4 protein-coding genes are annotated in these 5244 nt (G+C 51.1%); all 4 read left to right on the forward strand.

Annotated elements, in window-relative coordinates; genetic code table 11:
• Nucleotides 1-669 precede the first annotated feature (669 nt).
• Genes AB4Z17_RS31800 through AB4Z17_RS31815 form a run of 4 tightly spaced genes read left to right on the forward strand, consistent with a single transcriptional unit; the run spans nucleotide 670 to nucleotide 5077 of the window.
• Nucleotides 670-1488 (forward strand): sugar phosphate isomerase/epimerase family protein, encoded by an 819-nt coding sequence (locus tag AB4Z17_RS31800; protein WP_441908602.1) that lies wholly within the window; start codon nucleotides 670-672, stop codon nucleotides 1486-1488.
• Between the two features lie 19 nt (nucleotides 1489-1507).
• On the forward strand, nucleotides 1508-3082 hold the full coding sequence (locus tag AB4Z17_RS31805; protein ID WP_441964298.1) for an FAD-dependent oxidoreductase: 1575 nt from the start codon (nucleotides 1508-1510) through the stop codon (nucleotides 3080-3082).
• A 30-nt stretch (nucleotides 3083-3112) separates the two neighbouring features.
• Nucleotides 3113-4177 (forward strand): Gfo/Idh/MocA family protein, encoded by a 1065-nt coding sequence (locus AB4Z17_RS31810; RefSeq protein WP_441908600.1) that lies wholly within the window; start codon nucleotides 3113-3115, stop codon nucleotides 4175-4177.
• Nucleotides 4178-4195: 18 nt separating this feature from the next.
• Nucleotides 4196-5077: a sugar phosphate isomerase/epimerase family protein gene (locus AB4Z17_RS31815; protein WP_441908599.1), complete on the forward strand. Its 882-nt coding sequence runs from the start codon at nucleotides 4196-4198 to the stop codon at nucleotides 5075-5077.
• Nucleotides 5078-5244: the final 167 nt, after the last annotated feature.

Genomic DNA, 5244 nt, shown 5'->3' on the forward strand with positions numbered 1-5244 from the left:
TGGATGAAAAGTGGTCCGTCGGCAAGAAATATATTGAAATGACAGTGTACCATGAATGGCGTAAGAAAAAACCAAAAACAACGCAAGAACCTACTCTTGATGAGTAGGCTTTCTGTTCGAGGATTTTACACACAACTTTGGACTTGACCTAGATTTGAAGAAAATTTGGTTAAATAAGTGCATTTCTGCACTTAGATGAAGATGCTGCAGGCGCTGCCGCAAAAGTCTTTGCATGACAGGAGAACATCCCCGTTTTCAAATGAAAGGACTTCAAATTCCACTGTATAGTGGAGCTTGAGGTCCTTTTTCTCGATGAAAATAAGTTCTAAGCAGTGCTCAAAAAATCGCAAAATGACTTTTGAGACAGCCCCTTTTTTAGTTATATAAGATCTAAATTATTCAACTTTCGCATTCGTTTCGACTGTTGGAGAGCGTAGCCAGCAAAAGTAGAGGATAGCACAAGCCGACTACGAACAAATAGGGCTGTGCTAGGAACTTTCAATTCTTTTTTTAGTGAATGGAGAGATAATCGCATCAAGTTACCAAAAATGGTCATCGGTCTACTCTATTTATGCCGGATGGCAGCTTTTACAATGGTGGTACGCAGTAAGCAATAGCGTTGCCTTTCAACAAAGCGAGGCCATAACAGAGCATGGAGGGAGTTGCAAAATGAAGCTGTCACTTAGCATGTGGAGCATGCACAGAACCGTGAGAGAAAACGGATGGAAGGTGCTGGATTTTCTATCCTTTTGCAAGGATGAAGGGATTGAGGATGTCGAGCTGTTGAATGTGTTCTGGAAGGACGTTCTGGAGGAACTGCCAAGCGTGCTTGCATTTGTGAGAGATAATGGCATCAAGGTGTCCAGCTACGCGGTAGCCAATGATTTCGTCAAGGCAACCGAGGAGGAAAGAGCAGGGGCGCTGAAGGAGATTACGGATGCCTACCCTGTTGCGAAGATACTGGGAACAAACGTCATCCGCGTGTTCTCCGGCAACCACAGCGACATTGCAACCTACGAAGAAGCGCTGGACTGGATTGTGGATGGACTGAAAGAAGCTGCTGCGGTCGCTGAGAAGGAAGGTTTGGTTCTCTGTTTGGAAAACCACGGAAAGTTAGCGGGAAGCGGCGAACAGGTCAAAACGATCATCGATCGGGTTGGTTCTCCGGCTCTGCGATCCACGTTTGACACAGGCAATTTTCTGCTCGTAGACGAGCATCCGACAGCCGCGCTTGAGACGCTGCTCCCCTATGTCTCGCATGTTCATTTCAAGGATTTTGAAATGCGTGAAGACGGGCGTTATAAGTCTCTCGGAGGCAAAGCTTTTGAAGGAATCAACCTAGGAGACGGCGATGTTGAATTGGAGAAAATCGTGAACAAGCTGGTGGAGAATGGATACCGCGGAGCGTTTGTTCTTGAATATGAAGGTGTAGGCAGCGAGGCGGAAGGCATTCGGCGCAGCTATGACTATTTTGCAACCATTATTTAACCCCAAAGGAGATATACGCATGGAACGAGAAGCAATGGCCGACATCGTAGTTGTAGGAGGAAGCACGGGAGGAGTTGCGGCGGCGCTGGCAGCGGCGAAGTCGGGCAAAACCGTTATCATGACCGAGGAGACGGATTGGATCGGCGGTCAATTAACGAGTCAGGCGGTTCCGCCTGACGAGCATCCCTGGATCGAGTCCTTCGGCTGCACCCGGAGCTATCGCCGCTTTCGCGAGGATATCCGCGCTTATTACCGGGATGCCTTTCCACTCACGACAGCGGCACGGGAGAACGAACAGCTAAACCCAGGTGGCGGTACGGTCAGCCGTTTATGTCACGAGCCACGCGCGGCGCTTGCCGTTTTGGAGCGTCAGCTTGCTCCTTATGTACATAGCGGGAAGCTGACGATATTGCGCCGCCATGTTCCAGTAAACGCCCATTGCGATGGCGATAACATCGTCTCGGTGACGGTTAAAAGCTTGGACAGCGGAAATACGGTGCTGCTGAAGGCTCCATATTTTCTCGACGCTACGGAATGCGGCGACCTGCTCCCGCTGGCTGGCGTGGAATACGTTACGGGCGCGGAAGCGCGTGAAGAAACAGGGGAGCCTCATGCCGTAGAAGGTGAGGCGCTGCCGCAAGATATGCAGGGCTTTACCTATTGCTTCGCCATCGATTATCTGGAAGGCGAGGATCATACGATTCCAAAGCCAGAGCTCTATGATTTCTGGAAGGAATACAAGGCAGATTTCTGGCCGGATCGCCTGCTAAGCTGGACCGGCGTCAAGCCGGCAACGATGCAGCCGGTTCAGTACGGTCTTTTCCCTGGCGAAGGCGCTTTTTCGCTGTTCAAATATCGTCAAATCGCTGAGAAGGAGCACTACGTTCAAGGTACTTACAACAGTTCTATTTCGCTGGTCAACTGGCCGCAGAACGATTATTGGCTGGGCTCTATTATCGATGTGAAGCCGGAAGATAGGGAGCGTCACTTAAGCGAGGCGAAGCAGCTAAGCCTTTCGCTGCTTTATTGGATGCAGACAGAGGCTCCTCGCCCGGATGGGGGAAAAGGTTACCCCGGGCTAAGGCTTCGTCCCGATGTGGTGGGTACAGAGGATGGGCTTGCCATGTATCCGTACGTTCGGGAGTCGCGCCGAATCAAGGCGGAGTTTACGATTCTGGAGCAGCATGTTGCAACGGAAAGCCGTCCTGACGGCCGTGCGGAATATTTCTCGGATTCAGTGGGCATCGGCTGTTACCGCATTGATCTGCATCCCAGCACGGAAAATCAGCCCTATATTGATATATCGTCGCTGCCGTTCCAGATTCCTTTGGGCAGTCTCATCCCGGTAAGAGTGAACAATCTGCTTGCTGCTTGCAAAAATATCGGAACCACTCATATTACAAACGGCTGCTACCGGCTTCATCCGGTGGAATGGAATATTGGCGAGGCAGCGGGCTATTGTGCTAGCTTCTGCTTGGATCGCGGCTTGACGCCAAGCGATGTCCGCTCTTCGGAGACAGAGCTTGCCGCTTACCAGAGGTTTCTGGCTGCAGAGGGCATCGAGCTGGCATGGCCTTCGCTGCGTGCAGTTTAAACTAAATTAACTAATGAGGAGAAAATAGCAATGAGCAATCCTATTCGAATTGGCGTAATCGGAGCTGGCTCCATATCAGAAATGCACTTTGGCTCCTACAGCAAAAACATGGATGCCGTGCTGGTCGCTGTCTGCGACTTGAAGGAAGAACGGGCGAAGGCAAAGGCGGAGAAATATAACATTCCTAACGTTTACACCGACTACAACGAGCTACTGGCGAACCCCGATATTGATGCGGTCAGCATCTGTACTTGGAACAACACCCATGCGGAGATTAGTATCGCCGCTCTGAAGGCAGGCAAGCATGTGCTTTGCGAGAAGCCGCTTAGCAAAACGGTGGAGGAGGCACGAGCGGTTGAAGCGGCTGTCAAGGAATCCGGCAAGACGCTGCAGGTAGGATTTGTCCGCCGCTATGCCTCCAATACGCGGATTGTAAAAGCATTTTTGGACAATGGTGAAATCGGCCCGATTTATTACGCCAAAGCTTCATGCATACGCAAGCTGGGCAACCCTGGCGGCTGGTTCGCTGATGTGGAGCGCTCCGGCGGCGGTCCGCTGATCGATATCGGCGTTCACGTCATCGATCTTTGCTGGTATTTGATGGGCAAGCCCAAAGTTAAATCCATTAGCGGCAACACCTACAACCGTTTAGGCAACCGCTCCAATGTGAAAAACTTGAAGTTCTACAAGGCAGCCGATTATGATGCAGCACTGAACACGGTTGAGGACATGGCCAATGCGCTGGTACGCTTTGAGAACGGGGCGTCGCTGCTGGTTGATGTCAGCTTTACGCTGCATGCCAAGCAGGATGAGCTGACGGTAAAGCTCTATGGCGAGAAAGGCGGCGTCGAGCTGGAGCCGGAGCTGACTTTAATTACAGAGAAGTATGACACGATTCTGAACGCCACGCCGCAAATTGACAATCTCTCATTCGAATTTGTGCAGGGCTTCCAAGACGAAATCAATTACTTTGTTGAAGTTTGCCAAGGGAAGAAAGACACGATCAGTCCAGTGCAGGACGGCGTTGAAATCATGAAAATACTTTGCGGCGTGTACGAGTCGGCGACTCTAGGCAAGGAAATTCATTTCGACTAGGGGAGGCGTGGAATCGGCATGTCTGTAAATATCGGAAATCCCATAGGCGTCATTGTAGACAGCTTTGGCGTCGGCGTTAAGGAAGGGCTGAAGAAGGCGAAGGAGGTTGGAGCGGAGGGGGTGCAAATCTATGCCGTTTCAGGCGAGATGGACCCGGCTAATCTCGGCGCTGCCGCCCGCAGGGAGCTGAAGGCTTATATCGATTCATTAGGGCTGGAAATCAGCGCGTTATGCGGCGACCTGGGCGGCCATGGCTTCCAGGATAAATCCGTTAACGAGGAAAAAGTAGAGAAATCAAAGCGGATTCTCGATTTGGCGCTGGACCTCGGCACGACCATTGTAACGACACACATCGGAATCGTGCCGGAGGACCAAGATGGAGAGGTGTTCGCTGTTATGCAGGAGGCTTGCCGCGAGCTGAATGAATATGCCAGCAGCATGAAGGCCTATTTCGCTATCGAGACCGGTCCGGAGACGGCGGCCCATCTGAAAGGTTTTCTGGATACGCTAGGTGGCAGAGGAGTATCTGTCAACTTTGACCCTGCCAATATGGTGATGGTGACGGGGGATGATCCAGCGGAAGGGGTTCGCCTGCTTAAGGATTACGTCGTTCACACCCATGTCAAGGACGGCATACGTCGCAAGGTGGTAGATCCTCGCATGGTATACGGTGCGCTTGGCTATGAGCCGATGGATCATGCCAAAATTGCGGAGATGGTGAGCACGGGACAGTTTTTCCGTGAGCTGCCGCTCGGCGAAGGGAATGTTGATTTCGACAGATACTTTACGGCGTTAAAGGAGATTGGATATAATGGCTATCTGACGATCGAACGCGAAGTTGGAGATCAGCCGGAGACCGATATACGCAAAGCGGTTCAATTTATTAAGAGCTTCCGCTAGCCCCAATTATTGAATCTAAGATTTAAGCGGGCACTTGTTGGAAGTGCAATGGAAATAACAGATTTATTCACATTTGCTGGATTGGACGTAAAGCGGTTGCAGGAGCGGCTATTGGAATAGGATGGGCTCAACAGCCTGCAAAGTTCGAATAGCCGTAAGGGCAGCCG

This window comes from Paenibacillus sp. TAF43_2, assembly GCF_052113545.1.
Taxonomy (GTDB): domain Bacteria; phylum Bacillota; class Bacilli; order Paenibacillales; family Paenibacillaceae; genus Pristimantibacillus.

Bases quoted from the DNA above. Each gene is read 5' to 3' on its own strand.
- AB4Z17_RS31800 (WP_441908602.1), top strand. From the start codon at position 670: ATGAAGCTGTCACTTAGCATGTGGAGCATGCACAGAACCGTGAGAGAA.
- AB4Z17_RS31805 (WP_441964298.1), top strand. From the start codon at position 1,508: ATGGAACGAGAAGCAATGGCCGACATCGTAGTTGTAGGAGGAAGCACG.
- AB4Z17_RS31810 (WP_441908600.1), top strand. From the start codon at position 3,113: ATGAGCAATCCTATTCGAATTGGCGTAATCGGAGCTGGCTCCATATCA.
- AB4Z17_RS31815 (WP_441908599.1), top strand. From the start codon at position 4,196: ATGTCTGTAAATATCGGAAATCCCATAGGCGTCATTGTAGACAGCTTT.